The 583-nt window shown below is 41.7% G+C and carries 1 pseudogene; it reads right to left on the bottom strand.

The features are described from left to right. Window positions 1-583: pseudogene (locus tag M2R48_RS21525) on the bottom strand (hypothetical protein); the annotation flags it as partial.

Genomic DNA, 583 nt, shown 5'->3' with positions numbered 1-583 from the left:
TTATCAGCTTCACCCTGTGAGGCATTAAGAAGATTGATCGCTTTGTTAATACTTGTTTCTGTATTTCCATTCGCATCTTTTACAGTCAAAGATGTGTTATCTAAGCCAGCAACTGTGTTACCTGAACCATCCTTAACTGAGATACCATCTTTACCGATCACAGTAGAACCATTTGTACCATCAGTTCCATTGTTCACTGTAATACCAGTTAAGTTATTGAGATCTTTATTTAACTCAATCGCAACTTGACCTCCCACAACCTTCGTAGTGATGTTGCTATCAGAACCAATTACGTCTATTGCTTCACCTAACTTTTTGTTAATCGTATTACCATCTGCTGCTTTTACGCCAAAACCTGAATTAGTAAGACTTGCGCTCAAGCTATCCAACTGACCTTTATTCACTGCATCTGTCGCGGCTGTCGCATCCGCTACATTTTCAACTTTGTTGCCATTCGCATCTAAACCATTGGCTGTCACTTTGCCTGCAAATACTGGTGCATCTGCCAACTGGATATCTAGCGTATTGCCAGTGATCACTGTCTTGATGTTGCTGTTCGAACCTGCGCCTGTTAAGCCACCGC

The organism is Acinetobacter sp. I-MWF, assembly GCF_025433935.1.
Classification (GTDB): domain Bacteria; phylum Pseudomonadota; class Gammaproteobacteria; order Pseudomonadales; family Moraxellaceae; genus Acinetobacter; species Acinetobacter guillouiae.
This window is presented reverse-complemented; position numbering and strand designations above follow the sequence as displayed.